The sequence below is a fragment of the Nocardia sp. NPDC058705 genome (assembly GCF_042749305.1).
Taxonomy (GTDB): Bacteria; Actinomycetota; Actinomycetes; order Mycobacteriales; family Mycobacteriaceae; genus Nocardia.
Window position 1 is genome coordinate 49,897 of record NZ_JBHYRN010000011.1, and the last position, 16,063, is coordinate 65,959.

Here is a 16,063-nt window from a genome sequence, read left to right on the forward strand (position 1 = left end):
CTCGGACGAGGGATTGTCCATCACGGTAGTTTGGGGGCTTGCCCAGTGACCTGGGCGGGAAGGATTCATCATGGCTGGCGCAACTTCCATCGAGCCGTTCCTGACCGTTTCGGGGCGGCCTGTGTCGAACCCTTTGAAGGATGTGCGGGCGATATCCCGCCAGATGGTGGTGCATTTCATCGAGAATGTCGTCCCGTGTGGCACGCTGCCCGGTGAAGCGCTCAACGGTGACGTCACCACGGTGACCCGCGTCTGCCTGGAACTGACCAGGAGCATGCTCGACGGCCGTGACATCCCGGGGCGGATGGAGCGCGTGCAGGCCGCCGCCGCCGACTGGGCGCGCGAGGGCATCCCGATCGACACCATCCACGACGCGGTGCACGAAGGCTTCAAACTGGGCTTCGATCTCATCATCACCAATGTCACCAACCACGACTACGACACCGTCGTCGGGGTGACACGGCGGTTGATGGACGCCCAGAACATGATCACCTCGGCGGTATCGGTGGCCTACGTTCGTGAGCTGCGCTCGGTGGACAGCGAACACCACACGGCGGTGCACACGCTGACCTCGGCGCTGCTCGGTGGCCAGAACACCTCGACGATGGCACGCGAATGCGGCATCGAAATCGCCGAGCGTTATCACGTGATGGCACTGGAACTTCCGCCGCACGCCGAGGAATTCGACCCGACCCTCGATACGAAAGTCGTGGCTCGACGGAAACTGCGCCGAGTTCAGGCCGAACTGGCCGACCGGTGCGACGGGAAGGTGCTGTCGTTGTTGAGCGTCGACGGCGGCACGTTACTGTTTCCCGTCCCCGAATTCGCCGAAGCGGATCTGGACGAGTTGATCGTTCACCTGTCCGCCGCCGCGCAGGTGCCGGTGCGTGCCGTGGCCACAACGGCGACGCCGTCCGAAATCCCGCAGACCGCCGAGCAAGTCCACGAACTCGTCGAAATCGTGCATCGCTTCGGTGGTCCGAGCAAGGTATATCGCCCGCACGAATTGGCTTTCGAATATCAACTGACCCGACCCGGCCCCGCGCGCGACTATCTGAGCTCGATCGTCGATTCGCTTGAAGCGCACCCGGAGCTGTTACGCACGCTCGAGGTGTACATGGCGACGAATATGCAGCGTGCCAGGACCGCCCGCACCATGTTCATCCACACCAACACCGTCGATTACCGATTGAAGCGGATCGGTCAGATGACCGGGTTCGACCTCAATGATGTTTCCGGTCTCTGCCATTTGCGTGCGGCCCTGTTGATCCGGGCCCATCGTGGGTCCGGATCAACAGAGCTGTATCGAGGTTCGCGCGAAACCAGTTCCCGCGCAGGGTGATCGGAGCAGGGTGATCAGATCGGGTACAGCGGGTGCTTGCGCGGGTTGAACTCCGGTTTGACCGGCGGCTTGTCACGCAGCAGGCGCAGCGCGTGCCGGATCTCGAGGCGTGAGCGTGAGGGTTCGATGACCGCGTCGATGTAGCCGCGTTCGGCCGCGATCCACGGGGTCGCGATCGTCTCGTTGTACTGGTTGATCATCCAATCACGTGCCGCGGCGCGGTGTTCTTCCGCGACAGCGGCCAATTGGCGTTTGCCGGCGAGGTCGACCGCGCTCTCGGCGCCCATCACCGCGATGCTGGCGGTCGGCCACGCGAAGCTGACATCGGCGCCGACCTGACGGCAACCCATCATCCCGTACGCGCCGCCGTAGGACTTGCGCACCACAAGGTTGATGATCGGCACGGTCGCCTCGATGATCGCGCGCGGCACCCGGCCGCCACGGATGATCACGCCCGCGTCCTCCTGCTCGAGCCCTGGCAGTACGCCGGGTGTGTCGACGACGAAGATCAGCGGGATGTTGAAGGCGTTGCACAGGCGGATGAAGTAGGTGGCCTTGTCGGAGGCGACGGCGTCGACGGAACCGCCGAGAACCAGCGGCTGGTTCGCGAGCACACCGACCGGATGGCCGTCCACCCTGGCGAAGCCGGTGATCATGTTCGGGGCGAAAGTGGCTCGGATCTCATGGAATTCGCCGTCGTCGAACAGGCGGAGCAGGATGTCGTGCATGTCGTAGCCCGAACGATCGGAATCCGGGATGATCGTGTCGAGTTCCAGGTCGTAGGCGGTGATGTCCGGTTCCAGACCTGGATTGACGATCGGTGGCTGTTCCAAGCAGCTCGACGGCATGTAGCTCAGGTAGTTGCGCGCCCACTCGAAGGCTTCCTTCTCGTCCTCGGCGACGTGATGCAGAGTGCCGCGCTTGGCCTGCACCTCCGCGCCGCCGAGCGCCTCGGCGCTGACGTCCTCGCCGGTGACGGCCTTGATCACGTCGGGCCCGGTGACGAACATGTACGTATCCTTGGTGCCGATCAGCACATCGGTGTTGATCGGCCCGTACACCGAACCGGCGGCGCATTTGCCGAGCAGGATCGACACCTGCGGCACATAGCCGGACAGCTTCTCCAGCACCGTGGTCATATCGCCGAACGTGGCGAGCGAACCGACGGCGTCCTGCACGCGCGCACCGGGGGAGTCGTTGATCGTCACCACCGGGCAGCCGGTGTCGAACGCGAGTTTCAACGCGCGCATGAACTTTCGCGCACCCGTGATGCCGACGGACCCGCCGTACACGGTCGGATCGTGAGCGATCACAACCACCGTGCGGCCACCGATCAAACCGCGACCGGTCACCATCCCGTCACCGTAGAGGGTGTCCGGTTTGTCGCTCTGACGTGCCAACGCGCCGATCTCGATGAATGTCCCGGGATCGAGCAGCATGTCCATCCGCTCGCGGACGCTGGGAATGTCCCTCTTGGCTCGCCTCGCGATTGCGGTCTCACCTGCGGGTTCCGCGGCGATCGCCAGAATCTCAGCGAGTTCGTCGAGCTTCGCCTTGGTACTAACCACGCTTACTGCCACCTTCCAACCAACTCAAGTGCTCTGCGCGACGGTAGTCGAACCGCCGCGTGACAGCGAGATAAGCCTCGGAGGCAGGAGAGATCACAAAGTCTGAGCCGGCTATCTCATCGCATTCTCTACAAACGATCAGCGATCTTCGCGTGCAGGCGCGGTGACCGGCCAGATCGGCAGGCGAAGCGCGGCGGTCGCGGTGGCGGGGACGACGGGGGCGTTCGGTGCCACCGCGGTGAGCCGCTCGTAGGGACCGCCTATGGTCGGGCGCGGATCCGGTTCGCCCTTGTTGGGCCACAGCGCGGCCGCGCGTTCGGCCTGGGCCGCGATCGTCAGTGACGGATTGACGCCGAGGTTGGCCGAGATCGCCGACCCGTCGACGATGCTGAGACTCGGGTAACCGTGGACGCGGTGATAGGGGTCGATGACGCCGGTGCCCGCATCGGTGCCGATGACGCAGCCCCCGATGAAGTGCGCGGTCATCGGGACATTGAACACATCCGGCCACGTACTACCCGGTGTCGCACCGAGTTTCGCGGCCACGTGCCGGGTCGCCTCGTGACCGGGCGGAATCCAGGACGGATTGGGCTCGCCGAAACCTTGCTTGCTGGTGAACCGGCGACCGAACACCCCGCGACGGGTGTAGGTGGTGATCGAATTGTCCAGGCTCTGCATCACCAGCAGGACCAGCGTGCGTTCGCTCCACCGCTTGGTGCGCAACAAGCGCACGGTCCGCACCGGGTGACGTCCGGCGATCAGCAGCACCCGCGACCAGCGCGGCAACCGCTGGTCGCCGTCGACGAGATAGGTATTGAGCAACCCCATCGCATTGGAGCCCTTGCCGTAGCGCACGGGTTCGACGTGGGTGTTCGGCGTCGGATGGAACGACGACGTGATCGCCACGCCCTTGGTGATGTCGAAGGCCGGGTCGACTTCGGTGCGGCCCGCGCCGAGAATGGCTTCGGAGTTGGTGCGGGTCAGCACCCCCAGACGCGGCGAGATCTCGGGAAGTACCGCGGCGTCGCGCATCTCGAACAACAGGTGCTGGGTACCCCAGGTGCCGGCGGCCAGCACCACATTGCGCGCCGAGATCGTGGCGCGGTGCTTGCGGACCCAGCTTCCGGTGCGTTCGGTGTCGACCAGCCAGCTGCCGTCGGACTGCGGCCGGATCGCGGTCACCGTGGTCATCGGCGAGACCACCGCCCCGGCCTGCTCCGCCAACCCGAGATAGTTCTTGACCAGGGTGTTCTTGGCGCCGTGGCGACACCCGGTCATGCATTCCCCGCACTCGATACACCCGGTGCGCTCGGGCCCGACGCCACCGAAATACGGGTCGGCGGCCGTCTTGCCCGGCTCACCGAAGTACACGCCGACCGGGGTCGGCACGAAGGTGTCGCCGACGCCCATCTCGTGAGCCACCGACTCGATGATGGTGTCGGCCGGAGTCATGTGCGGATTGCGCACCACGCCGAGCATCCGCCGCGCCTGGTCGTAATGCGGGCTGAGCTCGGCGTCCCAGTCGGTGATATCGGCCCACTGGCGATCGCCGAAGAACGCCTCGCCCGGCTTGTAGAGGGTGTTGGCATAGTTCAGCGAACCGCCGCCGACCCCGGCACCAGCCAGGATGAAGCAGTCACGCAGGCGATGGATCCGCTGAATTCCGTAGCACCCCAATCGTGGAGCCCACAGGTATCGGCGCAGGTCCCAGTTGGTGGCGGCGAAATCGGCATCGGCGAAGCGCCGCCCGGCCTCTAGAACGCCGACGCGGTAGCCCTTTTCCACCAGGCGCAGGGCAGTGACACTGCCACCGAAACCCGACCCGATGATCAGTACGTCATAGTCGTAGGAGGGGCCGGCGCTGTTGGTGGACTCTTTTGACACGGACCGACGGTAGAAGCCCCCGCTCCGTAACGACCCCTTCGGCGCGTCCGCCTGGCAGAACTCACGATCTCCGCCATTCGGGTCTGGTAAGCGTGACAAAAAGGGGCGGAAACCGACTAGGCAGCCGAAGAACTCGTCACGAATTCCGCCGGGCACGGTTGAACCGGCACCTACTTCGATCCGAATGCCGATCCAGACCGAGGACGGCTGCTGATCGGTCGGGAGGAACGAGAGGGAGATCACGTCGAATATGTTGTCGGTCAACATGATTGATAGGATCTCGCGGTGAGTGGATGGCCCGGGACCGCAGACCTGGGCCGTCCACTCGCCTAGGGTTGTGACTGTTTTCCCGCGTGGCATCGCGATGCCCGCCGCTGGTCATCTCGTCGTCTTCGACCGCTCGCATTCGTCGGGTTGTATGGTGCTCGGCGGCCGCTCGTGTCATGGCTACGTGCCGGTAACCCGCGCACGGTGCTTGTATATGAGACACGGGGGTGCAGACTGCGCACGGACCGGGAGTTGCAAACCTCACCCGTCAGGACGATGTCCTGGGGAAATGGAAGGAGTCGGCGAGTGTTCAGCCGTATCGCCATCGTGAATCGGGGCGAGGCCGCCATGCGCCTCATCCACGCCGTCCGTGATCTGGCGGCGGCGACCGGGCTATCGATCGAAACCGTCGCGCTGCACACCGACGTCGACCGGAATGCCACCTTCGTTCGGGAAGCCGATATCGCCTATGACCTCGGTCCGGCGTCGGCACGCCCGTACCTGGACCTCAAGGCCCTGGAGAAGGCACTCGTCGCCACGAAAGCAGACGCCGCCTGGGTCGGCTGGGGTTTCGTCGCCGAAGATCCCGCGTTCGCCGAGCTGTGCGACCACATCGGCGTCACCTTCGTCGGGCCGAGTGCCGAGGCGATGCGCAAGCTCGGTGACAAGATCGGCGCCAAGCTGATCGCCGAGGAAGTCGGCGTGCCGGTCGCGCCGTGGAGCCGGGGCGCGGTCGACACCGTCGAGGACGCCATCGAAGCGGCCACCCGGATCGGCTACCCGCTGATGCTGAAGGCCACCGCCGGTGGCGGCGGTCGCGGCATCCGCGTGATCACCAACGAAGCCGAACTGGTCGACGCCTACGAGCGCACCAAGCAGGAAGCCGCGCGTGCCTTCGGCAGCGGTGTCGTGTTCCTCGAGCGCCTGGTCACGGGCGCGCGCCACGTCGAAGTCCAGGTCATCGCCGACGGTCAGGGCACCGCGTGGGCGCTGGGCGTGCGCGACTGCTCGGTGCAGCGACGCAATCAGAAGGTGATCGAGGAATCGTCCTCTCCCGTGCTGAGCGCCGAGCAGACCGCCGAACTCAAGGCCTCCGCCGAGCGCCTGGCGATTGCGGTCGGGTACTGCGGCGCCGCGACCGTCGAATTCTTGTACCACCCCGGTGACCAGCTGTTCGCGTTCCTCGAGGTGAACACCCGCCTGCAGGTCGAGCACCCGATCACCGAGCTCACCACCGGTTTCGACCTGGTGCACGCGCAGTTGCGGGTGGCCTCGGGCATCAAGCTCGAAGGTGAGCCGCCGGTCGAGCGTGGCCACGCCATCGAAGCCCGTCTCAACGCCGAGGACCCCGACCGCGACTTCGCGCCCGCTCCCGGCCGCATCGTGCGCCTCGACCTGCCCGCGGGCCCCGGTATCCGCGTCGACACCGGCGTCAGCCAGGGCGACACCATCCCCGCAGACTTCGACTCGATGATCGCCAAGATCATCGCCTACGGCCGCGACCGCGACGAAGCCCTCGGCCGCCTGCGCCGGGCCATGGCCCAGACCCGTGTGGTCATCGAAGGTGGTGCGACGAACAAGAGCTTCGTGCTCGACCTCCTCGATCAGCCAGAGGTGATCGACGCCAGCGCCGACACCGGCTGGATCGACCGGGTTCGTGGTGAAGGCCGCCTGGTCACCCACCGTCACTCGACCGTGGCGCTGGCCGTGGCCGCGATCGACGCCTACGAGGAAGACGAGCGGGTCGAACGCCAGCGCCTGCTCTCGACCGCGTCCGGCGGTCGTCCGCAGGTGCAGCACGAATCGGGACGACCCCTCGACCTGAAACTGCGCGGTGCGGGCTATCGCGTGCGCGTCGCCCGGATCGGTGCGCACCGGTTCCGCGTCGGCATCGAAGCCGGTGGCGACCTGCGCACCGCCGACGTCGACCTCGAGCGTTTCGATCATCACACCGGTCAGATCATCGTCAACGGCACCCGCTACCGCCTGATCACCGGCACCCACGGACCCACCCACGTGGTCGACGTCGACGGCGTGACCCACCGGATCAGCCGCGACGAAGGCGGCGTCGTCCGTTCGCCCGCCCCCGCGCTGGTCGTCGGCACGCCACTCGAGGTCGGCGCCGAGGTCGAAGCCGGTGCACCGGTGCTCGTGCTGGAGAGCATGAAGATGGAGACGGTGCTGCGCGCACCGTTCCGCGCCCGGCTGAAGGAATGCGCGGTCTCCGTCGGCACCCAGGTCGAAGCGGGCGCGCCGCTGCTGCGCCTCGAGCCCCTGGCAGACGACGACGAAACCGCCGAGACCGCGACCACCGGCACCGTCGAACTCGATCTGCCCAGCGCGACAACACCTTTGGACGCGCACGAGCGAGTGACCCGCGGCCTGCAGGACCTGAGCAGCCTGCTGCTCGGCTTCGACGTGGACCCGCACGACGACCGTCGCGTCCTCGACGACTACCTCACGGCCCGCCGCGAAGCCGTCGCCGACAGCCTGCGCCCGCTCGCCGAAGAGCTCGAACTCGTGCAGATGTTCGCCGATCTCGCCGAACTGAGCCACAACCGCTCGGCCGACGACGATCACGGCCACGGACACGTCCACAGCGCCCGCGAGTACTTCCACACCTACCTGCAGAGCCTCGACGTCGAACGGGCCGGGCTCCCGGAGTCGTACCAGGCCAAACTCGGTACGGCACTGCGTCATTACGGGATCACCGAACTCGACCGCACGCCCGACCTCGAAGCGGCCGTCTTCCGGATCTTCCTCGCCCAGCAGCGCCCCACCGACACCGTCACCGTCGTCACCGCGCTGCTGCGCGAATGGCTGACCGAACCGATGCCCGACCAGGTGCTGCGCGAACCCGTCGGCCTGGCGCTGGAACGTCTCGTCGCGGCGACGCAGGTGCGTTTCCCGGTGATCGCCGACCTCGCCCGCGGTCTGGTTTACAGCTGGTACGGCCAGCCGCTGCTGCGTCGCAACCGCGCCCGCGTGTACACCAATGTCCGCAAGCACCTGAGCTACCTGGACGGCAACCCGCAGGCCGACGATCGCACCGCCCGGATCGCCGAAATGGTGCGCAGCACCGAACCTCTGGTGCGTCTGCTCGGCCAGCGGCTCGAGCGGAACAAGCCCGACCACACCGCGATGCTCGAGGTGCTCACCCGGCGCTACTACGGCAACAAGGGCCTGACCGGTGTGCGCACCGAACAGGTCGGTGACACCACCTTCGTCGTCGCCGAACGCTACGGCTCGACACTGGTCTCCACCGTTGTGAGTTTCGACGAGCTCGGTTCCGCACTGGACGGCCTGGCCCAATTGGCCACGGGCACAGTCTCCATCGACGCCGACATCTACCTCAGCTGGGAATCGCAGCCGGAGGACTTCGACGCGATGGCCGCGGCACTGCAGAACGTGCTCGGCGCGCACCCGATGCCGAACCAGGTGCACCGGATCACCGCGACCGTCGCGGGTAGCGGCGGCTCGGTCATGCACCACCACTTCACCTTCCGGCCGTCGGTGACCGGGATGGCCGAGGAGCGGTTGATCCGCGGCCTGCACCCCTACATCGCCCAGCGGATGCAGCTGGAACGGCTGCGCAAGTTCGACCTGACCCGCCTGCCGTCCTCGGACGAAGAGGTCTACCTGTTCCGCGCCGTCGCCAAGGAGAACCCGTCGGACGATCGTCTCATCGCCTTCGCCCAGGTCCGTGACCTCGCGGCGCTGCGTGACCACGACGGCCGCCTGATCGCCCTGCCTACCGCCGAGAGCGCCATCGCCACCTGCGTGGACTCGATCCGCCGGGCGCAGTCGCGGTTCCCGTCGGCCAAGCGGCTCAACACCAACCGCATCGTGATGTACATCTGGCCGCACATGGATGTCACCCGCGCCGAGCTCGAGACCATCGGCGGCCACGTGCTGCCGACGGCCGCGGGCGCCGGGCTCGAGGAGATCCTGCTCATCGCGCGTCAGCGTGATCCCGAGACCGGCGAGCTGACCAAGGTCGGCGTGCGGATCACCTTCCGTCCCGACGGCGGGTCCGACGTGACGGTCGGCGAGCGGACCGACGAGCCCGTCGAGCCGCTGGACGAGTACCGGCAGAAGGTGCTGCGCGCCGCGGCCCGCAACACGGTGTACCCGTACGAATTGACCTCGCTCCTGGGCGATTTCGCCGAGTACGACCTCGATGCCGAGCACGCGCTGGTACCGGTCGAGCGGCCGAAGGGACACAACAAGGCGGCGATCGTCGCCGGTGTGGTGACCACACCCACCGTGCAGCATCCCGAGGGTGTCACCCGCGTACTGCTGCTCGGTGATCCCACCAAATCCCTCGGCGCGCTGTCGGAACCGGAATGCCGCCGGGTGATCGCCGCCCTGGATCTGGCCGAGAGCCTGCAGGTGCCGCTCGAGTGGTACGCGCTGTCCTCGGGCGCGCGGATCTCGATGGCCTCGGGTACCGAGAACATGGACTGGGTCGCGGCCGCGCTCAAGCGGATCGTCGAATTCACCCAGGGCGGTGGCGAGATCAACATCGTGGTCGCGGGCATCAATGTCGGCGCGCAGCCGTACTGGAATGCCGAGGCCACTATGCTCATGCACACCAAGGGCGTGCTGATCATGACCCCGGATTCGGCCATGGTGCTCACCGGAAAGCAGTCCCTCGACTTCTCCGGTGGTGTCTCCGCCGAGGACAACTTCGGCATCGGCGGCTACGACCGCGTGATGGGCCCGAACGGGCAGGCGCAGTACTGGGCGCCGAACCTCCTTTCCGCCCGCGACGTCCTCATGGCGCACTACGAGCACACCTACATCGCCCCCGGCGAGCAGGCACCGCGTCGCGCCGAGTCCACCGACCCGATCGACCGCGATATCTCGAGCTTCCCGCATGTGTTGGCGGACAGTACCTTCGCCACCGTCGGCGAGATCTTCTCCGCCGCCGCCAACCCGGATCGCAAGAAGCCCTTCGACATTCGCACCGTCATGAAGGCACTGGCCGACCAGGACCACCCCGTCCTGGAACGCTGGGCGGGCATGGCCGACGCCGAGACCGCGGTCGTGCACGACGCGCACCTCGGCGGAATCCCGGTGTGCCTGTTGGGTATCGAGTCGCGCAACGTGGCCCGGCGCGGGTTCCCGTCCACCGACGGACCCGACACCTACACCGCGGGCACCCTGTTCCCGCGCTCGTCGAAGAAGGCCGCACGGGCCATCAACGCCGCCAGCGGTAACCGCCCGCTCGTGGTGCTGGCCAACCTGTCGGGCTTCGACGGCTCACCCGAGTCGATGCGCAAACTGCAGCTCGAGTACGGCGCCGAAATCGGCCGTGCCATCGTCAATTTCGACGGACCCATCGTGTTCTGCGTGATCTCGCGCTACCACGGCGGTGCGTTCGTGGTGTTCTCGAAGGCGCTCAACCCGAACATGACGGTGCTCGCGCTGGAAGGCTCGTTCGCCTCGGTGCTCGGTGGCGCACCGGCCGCCGCGGTGGTGTTCGCCGGTGAGGTGAAGTCCAGGACCGCCGCCGACCCGCGCGTGCGGGAGCTGGAGAGCCGGGTGGCCAACGCCGTCGGCACCGACCGCGCGACGCTGAGCGCCGAGCTCGACGAGACCCGCTCGTCGGTGCGTGCGGAGAAGCTGGGCGATGTGGCCGCGGAGTTCGACCGCGTCCACAACATCCAGCGCGCGGTCGAGGTCGGATCGGTGGACGCCATCGTCAGCGTCGCCGATCTGCGTCCGCGGATCATCGCCGCCATCGAAGCGCGTCTGCCCGCGTAGCACCAAGCTGTCCGGGCTCGGTCGAACAGCCGAGCCCGGTCAGCTACGCGCAGTTCATGGGAGTGGTCCTGACCACACAGCACGCCCCGTATACCCTGGCCTCTTCGCATCACGAAGTAGGAGCCCCGAAGATGGCCTTGGCGAGACACTGCGACCGCGACGGTTGCGACAGCTGGCAGCGCGTCGACCACGACGTCAACAACCGCTGGATCACCGTCGACCTCGGCGGCGGCGACATCCGGCACTTCGACACCCGCGACTGCCTCATGCACTGGGCCGCCGCCACCAGCGTCCCGACCGAGGTCTACCCGGCCGGGTAGTTTCGCCCTCGATCAGCGGGGGTCGGCGAGGTGCCAACCGCTCTGGCTCAGATCGGGCCGGTTGTTGGGAAACATCTGGAAGTAGATCCGATTGTCTTCGACCCTGGTGGTGCGGACGGTGACGTCGGTGCTGCTCTTGTCGGCGAGGACCGCGATGCACTGGGTGGATTCGTCGGCTTTGCCGCGCAGCATATTGCCGCAGAGCGCACCGCCGGACGGGAAGATGCTGGTGCTGAGGCCGTAGTGCTTGGAGAGATCTCTCGCCAGGCCACCGACGATGGTTTCGAGTGTCTTCGCGTACAGTGCAACGTCTTTCAGGATGACGTTCGTTCCGCCGGAATGCTCGACCTCCCACCGGCTGCCGTTGGACTCGATCGCCGTGCAGGTCCCACTCCCAGTGGGCTCGCCTGTGGGTGAGAGCGCGCACTCCACGGCGTGGAAGTCTCGACCCGTCTTGGACTTCAGCGCGGTGGCGATAGCTGTCTGTACCGCGGTGTTGTCGGCGACTCGACGTGCCATCTCGGCACTGTCGACCTGGTCCGCTCCGGCCGCACTGCTACACCCGGCCACCATGAATACGGACAAAACCACCAACCATCGACGCATCCGCGAATCGTAGGCGATCGCACGTATTCGGCCTATTCGGCAGAGCGTCGAACTCAGGCGGCTCAGTGCGGTGCCGGGTGATTGCTTTGCCGGTTTGCGGGCATGTCCAGGGAAAGGGCGGTGTCGTCCTCGAAAGGAGCATGCGCGATGAACCAGTCAGAGGAACAGTTTCCCGATGACGCTCGGACCACCCGGATGCATGCGGGGGAGTCGATCAGGGATACACGGAACTGGCCGGGGTTGATCCTGGCCGCCGTCGGGTTGGTGTTGCTCGGTCTCACGCTCACCGCGGCCGGATACGGCTTCGCGGGCTGGGCCGTGATCGCGGGAGTGGCGTGTGTGGTGTGTTTGGTGTTGGGGATCGGGCTCGTGGTCGCCGAGCATCGGCGGGTGAAGGCACAGGAGGATCTGGCCCTCGACGAACCGCGAGGTCACTGACGTGGTGGTTCTGCGGGTGCCGCGTGTCTACCGGCCGCAGGCCGACACGTGGTTGCTGGCCCGTGCGCTGCACGAGGTGCCGTCGCTGCGAGGCGGACGGGTGCTCGATGTGTGTGCGGGGACCGGTGCGCTCACACTGGCCGCGGCCGCGGCGGGTGCGGGCAGTCTGACCGCGGTCGATCTGTCCTGGTCGGCACTGATGTCGACCTGGATGAACTGTCGGCTGCGGGGGATCGCGGTGGAGTTGCTGCACGGCGACTTCGCCTCGGCGCTGCGGTTGCCGCGCTTCGACGTGGTGGTCGCGAATCCGCCGTACGTTCCCGCTGAGCAGACAAGCGGTCGCGGTGCGGCGCTGGCCTGGGATGCGGGCCACGACGGGCGCAGCGTGCTGGATCGGCTGTGCGCGATGCTGCCGGATCTGCTCACCGAACGTGGTGTCGGGTTGATCGTGCACTCGGCGGTCAGCGATCCGCAGCGCAGCCTGAGTCAGTTGCGCGGGCTCGGCGCGAGTGCGCGGGTGGTGGCGACCGGGACGGTGCCGTTCGGGCCAGTGATGCGGTCGCGGGCCGAGTGGCTTGCCGCGAACGGTTTCATCCGGCCCGGTCAGCGCGAGGAGGAACTGGTGGTGATTCGTGTCGACCGAACCTCGTCTCCCGTCGTCGCCGATCCTGCGTGAACCGAGCCCGGCCGACTCGGTCCAGCGTGACTCGGGGCAGCCGACACCGTGTGAGTCGCGTCGGTCCGAGCCTGCTCGACCGAACCCGCGTCGCGTCGTGCTCACCGAGGACGGCCCCGCGCTCATCGACGGACCGGTCGATCTCGTGACCGCCGACGGCGAGACGCTGCACTGCGACCGCTTCGTGGTGGCGCTGTGTCTGTGCCGCCGATCGAGCACCTACCCCCTGTGCGACACCAGCCACCGGCGCCGACATCGCCCGAGGAGTGCCGACTGATGCCCCTTCGACCACTGCCGAAACCGCGCGGCGAACTGTCCGCCGCCATCATCGAATTGCTCACGCGCCCACCGGGTTCCGTCGTTCCCTGCGCCCCCGAACTCGACCCCTACGGCGAGGATCTCCAGCTCACCCTGCACACCTGCTACGAACTCCACTACCAGGGTTTCGCGGGTGTCGACGAAAGCTGGGAATGGGATCCCGATCTACTGCGCCTACGCCGCGATCTGGAGAACCAGTTCCGCGCGACCCTGCACGCGGACGTCGCAGGCGGCGACGACGTCGACGACGAACTCGACCGCCTCCTCGAACCGACCAGTGGCTCCGACGGCATCGCCGGATTCCTCACCGACCACGGCACCCCCGACAAACTGCGCGAATACTTCGCCCACCGCTCGATCTACCACCACATCGAGGCAGACCCGTATGCCTGGGTGATCCCACGGCTGCGCGGGCAGGTGAAGGCCTCGCTGGTAGCGGTCGAGTTCGACGAGTTCGGCGGCGGCCGTGGCGAACGCGTGCACGCGCAACTGTTCGCCGACTTGCTCGCCGGTGCGGACCTCGATCCGACCTACCTGCACTACCTGGACCTGGTGCCCGCGCCGATGCTCGCGCTGGTCGACATGATGTCGATGTTCGGCCTGCACCGCGGCCTACGCGGCGCACTGGTCGGCCACTTCGCCACCGCCGAGATCACCTCGTCACCGGCATCGCGCCGCCTGGCCGAACTCGCGCGCACCCTGCTCCCGCACCCCGCGTGCGCGCACTTCTACGCCGAGCACGTCGAGGCCGACGCCGTCCACGAACAGGTGATGCGTCGCGATGTCATCGCCGGTCTGCTGGCCACCGATCCCGAACAGGCCCGGTCGATCGTGTTCGGCATCCAGGTGACGAACCTGCTGGAAGATCGCTTCGCCGAGCATGTGCTGCGGTGCTGGAACGCGGACCGCAGTTCACTGCGCGAGCCGATCAGTGCACTCGCCGCACCTGTGTGAAGGTGATGGCAACGGGGTAGCCGCCCTTGGCGCGGTCAAAGGGATCGTGGTCGGCGACGAGGTGATCGGTGATCGACCCCATCACGTTCCAGCCGAACCCCGTGGTGTCGATCGGGTCGGTGTCGCCGCAGACGCCGCGCACCGAGATCCTGATCCGGAATCCGTCGGCGACCACGTCGCAGTGCAGCTGGGAACCGGGCACCGCGCCCAGGACCAGGCAGGTCGCCGCCTCGTCGAGGGCGACTCGGGTGTCGGCCACCTCGTCGACCGTGAAACCCGCGATCAGGGCAACGGTTTCGGCGACGGCTCGGAGCATGACGATCTGCCCCAGGTCGGCATCGATCTGGATGTGGGTCGCTGTCGCGTGTTCGGAGTCGGTGACGATCCGGTCGCTCGAATCCACGATGTCCTCCTCCCTGGCTTGCGCTGGAGTGGGCTTCATCGAGCGCATACCCACGATCAGGGGGAGCGAAACAGTCAGGAGCCGGACGCCTCGTCGAGGGACCGGTAGTACCGGAACAGGGGTCGCACGCCGACCAGATCCAGGGCCCGCTCCACTTCACGGGTGCCGGTGAGCAGGCGGATTTCGACCTCGTGGGCCCACGCGTCGGCTTTCGCGGTGCCGAGCATCGCCGCCACCCGGATGCTCAGGAACTCGGTATCGCGCAGGTCGAGGATGACCACCCGCGCGCCGGAGCGCACCGCGCGGTCGAGCAGCGTGCGGAATCGGGGCATTCGCGCCGCGTCGAGTTCGAATCCGGCGTGCAATACCCAGCAGCCGGGCCGTCCCGGGTCGCGCAGCGCCAATTCGGCTGCGGTGTGTGCGGAGGACCCGCGATACCAGCGCAGCCGGCTCGAGTGCCGGCGATCCATGACGACAGACATACAGACCTCCTGTGCGACAGGGCGTTCCGGTTCGCACGACCGAAGGCCATTAGCCGATGGTCAGGGTGCGGTGCACGAGAACCGGGGTCGGCTGGAGGTCTCAACCTAGGACAATTCTGGCACGTGGCGGCGCTGCTGTCACTGCAAAGCGGGTGTCACTGCAAAGCGGGTGTCACTGCAAAGCCGTCACGGCGAAGGCGTCGGTTCGGCGAGTGCCTGTTCCCGCAGCAGCGCCAGGGTCCGTGACAGGATTCGCGAGACCTGCATCTGGGACACACCGAGTTCCTCGGCGATCTGGCCCTGGGTCCGCGACTCGTAGAAGCGCATGATCAGCACCCGGCGCTCCTCGGCGGGTAGCGCGGCGATGAGCGGGCGCACCGCCATCGCGTCCTCGGTGAGCTGGTAGCACGGTTCGTCCGCGCCGAGGGTGTCGGTGATCGGCTGGGTGGAGTCGTCGCGACCGTCGTGGGTGACGCCGTCGATCGAATTGCTCTGGTAGCCGTTGCCCGCGACGAGCGTGCGGGTGATCTCGACCAGGTCCACGTCGAGTTCGGCGGCGAGTTCGCGGGCGTTGGGCAGCCTGCCGAGCCGCTGTGAGAGTTCCTCGGTGGCGGGCCCGATGCGGAGCTGGATCTCCTTGAGCCGGCGCGGTACGCGCACCGCCCAGGTGCGGTCGCGGAAGTGCCTGCGTACTTCGCCCATGATCGTCGGGATCGCGAAGGACAGGAACGAGGAGCCACGGGTCACGTCGTACCGGTCGACAGCCAGCACCAGCCCCACCCGGGCCGTCTGCTCGAGGTCGTCGAACTGCTCGCCGCGGCCGTTGAACTTGCGCGCGATGTGGTCGGCCAGCGGCAGCGACAACTCGATGATCTTCGCCCGCAGCGTGTCACGTTGCTCGTCGTCGGGCGGGAGCGCGCGCAGCTTCTCGAACCACGGTTCTATGTTGTCGTAGCTGTCGCCGCGCGAGTGCGATCGGCGAGCTGTCGGTTGTTCGACTGCTGTAGTTGATTCCCATGTCATCGCGTGGTGCCTC

The 16,063-nt window shown here is 67.0% G+C and carries 13 protein-coding genes; 7 read left to right on the plus strand and 6 right to left on the minus strand.

Annotation, left to right across the window (positions count from 1 at the left end; translation table 11 throughout):
- Window positions 1–70 precede the first annotated feature (70 nt).
- On the plus strand, window positions 71–1,342 hold the full coding sequence (locus tag ACFW6D_RS15465) for a PucR family transcriptional regulator (RefSeq protein ID WP_379328584.1): 1,272 nt from the start codon (window positions 71–73) through the stop codon (window positions 1,340–1,342).
- Window positions 1,343–1,356: 14 nt separating this feature from the next.
- On the opposite strand, the gene ACFW6D_RS15470 is transcribed toward ACFW6D_RS15465, so the two are convergent.
- Together ACFW6D_RS15470 and ACFW6D_RS15475 are read right to left on the minus strand one after the other, a co-directional pair.
- Window positions 1,357–2,910 (minus strand): acyl-CoA carboxylase subunit beta, encoded by a 1,554-nt coding sequence (locus tag ACFW6D_RS15470; protein WP_379328586.1) that lies wholly within the window; start codon window positions 2,908–2,910, stop codon window positions 1,357–1,359.
- A gap of 138 nt (window positions 2,911–3,048) precedes the next feature.
- Entirely contained in the window at window positions 3,049–4,794 is a 1,746-nt protein-coding gene (locus ACFW6D_RS15475) for an FAD-dependent oxidoreductase (protein WP_379328588.1), read from the minus strand.
- A 573-nt stretch (window positions 4,795–5,367) separates the two neighbouring features.
- Here ACFW6D_RS15475 and ACFW6D_RS15480 point away from each other — a divergent pair.
- Both ACFW6D_RS15480 and ACFW6D_RS15485 read left to right on the plus strand, forming a co-directional pair.
- Window positions 5,368–10,830, plus strand: a complete 5,463-nt coding sequence (locus ACFW6D_RS15480; protein ID WP_379328590.1) for a carboxyl transferase domain-containing protein — start codon at window positions 5,368–5,370, stop codon at window positions 10,828–10,830.
- Between the two features lie 131 nt (window positions 10,831–10,961).
- Window positions 10,962–11,150, plus strand: coding sequence for a hypothetical protein (locus tag ACFW6D_RS15485; RefSeq protein WP_379328591.1), 189 nt, complete (start codon window positions 10,962–10,964; stop codon window positions 11,148–11,150).
- Between the two features lie 12 nt (window positions 11,151–11,162).
- On the opposite strand, the gene ACFW6D_RS15490 is transcribed toward ACFW6D_RS15485, so the two are convergent.
- A complete protein-coding gene (locus ACFW6D_RS15490) occupies window positions 11,163–11,669 on the minus strand; it encodes a hypothetical protein (protein ID WP_379328592.1) in 507 nt (168 codons plus the stop codon).
- A gap of 234 nt (window positions 11,670–11,903) precedes the next feature.
- On the opposite strand from ACFW6D_RS15490, the gene ACFW6D_RS15495 reads away from it, so the two are divergent.
- The 4 genes from ACFW6D_RS15495 to ACFW6D_RS15510 are packed head-to-tail and all read left to right on the plus strand — an operon-like array spanning window position 11,904 to window position 14,142.
- Window positions 11,904–12,194 (plus strand): hypothetical protein, encoded by a 291-nt coding sequence (locus ACFW6D_RS15495; protein ID WP_379328593.1) that lies wholly within the window; start codon window positions 11,904–11,906, stop codon window positions 12,192–12,194.
- Between the two features lies 1 nt (window position 12,195).
- A complete protein-coding gene (locus ACFW6D_RS15500; protein ID WP_379328595.1) occupies window positions 12,196–12,870 on the plus strand; it encodes a HemK2/MTQ2 family protein methyltransferase in 675 nt (224 codons plus the stop codon).
- Window positions 12,827–13,147 carry a CDGSH iron-sulfur domain-containing protein gene (locus ACFW6D_RS15505; RefSeq protein ID WP_379328596.1) on the plus strand — a complete coding sequence of 107 codons (321 nt, stop codon included), beginning with the start codon at window positions 12,827–12,829 and terminating at the stop codon, window positions 13,145–13,147. The genes ACFW6D_RS15500 and ACFW6D_RS15505 overlap by 44 nt, the downstream gene beginning before the upstream one ends.
- Entirely contained in the window at window positions 13,147–14,142 is a 996-nt protein-coding gene (locus tag ACFW6D_RS15510; protein ID WP_379328598.1) for an iron-containing redox enzyme family protein, read from the plus strand. Before ACFW6D_RS15505 ends, ACFW6D_RS15510 begins: the two co-directional genes overlap by 1 nt.
- Here the strand turns inward: ACFW6D_RS15510 and ACFW6D_RS15515 are convergent.
- The 3 genes from ACFW6D_RS15515 to ACFW6D_RS15525 all read right to left on the minus strand — a co-directional run bounded on the left by ACFW6D_RS15515 (window position 14,117) and on the right by ACFW6D_RS15525 (window position 16,050).
- Window positions 14,117–14,545 carry an anti-sigma factor gene (locus ACFW6D_RS15515; protein ID WP_379328600.1) on the minus strand — a complete coding sequence of 143 codons (429 nt, stop codon included), beginning with the start codon at window positions 14,543–14,545 and terminating at the stop codon, window positions 14,117–14,119. The two genes, ACFW6D_RS15510 and ACFW6D_RS15515, sit on opposite strands and share 26 nt — an antisense overlap.
- Before the next feature lie 74 nt (window positions 14,546–14,619).
- On the minus strand, window positions 14,620–15,027 hold the full coding sequence (locus tag ACFW6D_RS15520) for an STAS domain-containing protein (protein ID WP_379328602.1): 408 nt from the start codon (window positions 15,025–15,027) through the stop codon (window positions 14,620–14,622).
- Between the two features lie 186 nt (window positions 15,028–15,213).
- On the minus strand, window positions 15,214–16,050 hold the full coding sequence (locus ACFW6D_RS15525; RefSeq protein WP_379328604.1) for an RNA polymerase sigma factor SigF: 837 nt from the start codon (window positions 16,048–16,050) through the stop codon (window positions 15,214–15,216).
- Window positions 16,051–16,063: the final 13 nt, after the last annotated feature.